Genomic DNA, 1,702 nt, shown 5'->3' with positions numbered 1-1,702 from the left:
CAGGTATTCCGGGCCCGTGGTGACCGGGCCCGACTGTCACGTCCCCCCCAACGGCAGGTTTCGCCGGCGAGTCACGGGGCCCGGGGTTACTTCACTCCTTCGAGGGTTCTCGAGGGATGGGCCTCAAGCGCCGGGCCCGTCGCCCGGACGGTCGAGCCGGCGGACGACGCCCACGACGACGGACGCGAGCTCCGACCCGGCGTCCTCCTGCAGGAAGTGGCCCGCGCCGCGGAGCACGGCGTGCCCGGGGTCCTCGCCGCCCCCGGCGCCCGCCCCCCGGATGTGCTCGCGCAGGACCGGGCCCATCGGCCCGGTGATGGGGTCGGAGTCCGAGAACGCCACCACGAACGGGCGGGTGTAGTCGGCCAGCGCGGCCCACGCCGCGCGGTTGGCCCCGGTCTCCGGGTCGTCGGGCCGGGTGGGAACCAGCAGGGGCATCGCCCGCGGGCCCGCCTTGCTGGCCTCGTCGGGGAACGGGGCGTCGTACGCGGCCCGGACGGCGGACGGGAGACCCCGCGCGCACCCCGAGGCGACGAGCCGCCCGACGTCGAGGGTGTCGGCGCGCTCCACGGCCCGCCGGAAGCGCCACCACGGCTCGGGCATGTCCACGTCACCGGTCGGGAGCCCGGTGTTCGCCGCGACCACCGCCCGGAACCGGTCGGGGTCCGCGGCCACGAGCCGCAGCCCGATGAGCCCGCCCCAGTCCTGCCCGAGGAGCACGAGGTCGTCGAGCCCGAGCGCCTCGAACACCGCCTCGCGCACCCAGCTGACGTGGCGGGCGTAGCTGTGGTCGGTCACCTCCGCGGGCTTGTCGGAGCGCCCGAAGCCCACGAGGTCGACCGCGACCGCCCGCACGCCCGCGCCGGCCAGCGCGTCGAGGACGTGGCGGTAGAGATAGGACCAGGTCGGTTCCCCGTGCAGCAGGAGCACGGTCGGGCCCGCGTCGGGCCCCTCCGGGCCGACGCCGTAGGTGGCCACGCGCACCGGGTCCGGGCCGCCGTCGGGGTCGGCGACCTCGACGTAGCGGGGTCGGTGGGCGAAGCCCTCGACGGCGGAGAAGCGCTCCTCGGGCGTCCGCAGCAACCGCACGCCGGCAGCCTGCCACGCCGGGCCCGTCGCAGGCCTCTCCGCGCGGGTCACGTCCCCGAACGGCCTGGTCACCCGCGCACCCCTAGGGTGGCGCCGCACGTGATCACCCCGCAGGAGACCCGGAGGCCACACCATGGCCCAGGACATCGTCCCCATCACCCTCGCGCTCACCGACGGGGACCTCGTCACCCTCTGGGCTCCGCGCTGGCGCGAGGACGGCGAGGAGTGGGAGGCCTTCCTCGGTGACGACGACCACGTGTTCGCCTTCGCCGACGCCGCCGACCTGGCCGCGTGGATCCGGACGAGCGACGCCGACGGCACCCCGCACGACCTCGCCGACCACCCGGCGTGGGGCGTGGTCGGCGGGTTGTCGGTCGACGAGCTGACCCCCGAGGACATCCAGCGCTACGACGTCATCGGCGCGCCCGAGCTCGTCGCCGACGAGCCCGACACGTGGGTGGTCGACGACCTTGCGGAGATCACCGAGATGGTCCGGTCCCTCGCCGACGTCTGCGACCTCACCGCGGTGACGGCGATCCTCGACTCCACCCCGGCCTTCGCGGCCCTGCCGCACGGCGTGGCGGCGTTCGGCGGCCGGGACGGCGCCGCGCTG

1 protein-coding gene and 1 pseudogene are annotated in these 1,702 nt (G+C 75.9%); one reads left to right on the top strand and one right to left on the bottom strand.

The genetic code is table 11. The annotated features are described in order from the left end of the window. Positions 1 to 123: 123 nt before the first annotated feature. Complete coding sequence (locus AC0CYZ_RS12305; RefSeq protein WP_472215669.1) at positions 124 to 1,089, bottom strand: haloalkane dehalogenase; 966 nt, start codon at positions 1,087 to 1,089, stop codon at positions 124 to 126. Between the two features lie 133 nt (positions 1,090 to 1,222). On the opposite strand from AC0CYZ_RS12305, the pseudogene AC0CYZ_RS12300 reads away from it, so the two are divergent. Continuing rightward, a pseudogene (locus AC0CYZ_RS12300) lies at positions 1,223 to 1,702 on the top strand (primosomal protein); the annotation flags it as partial.

Source organism: Actinomycetospora sp., assembly GCF_055612215.1.
Note: the sequence above shows the minus strand (reverse complement) of the source record. Positions and strands in the feature narration are given on the sequence as shown.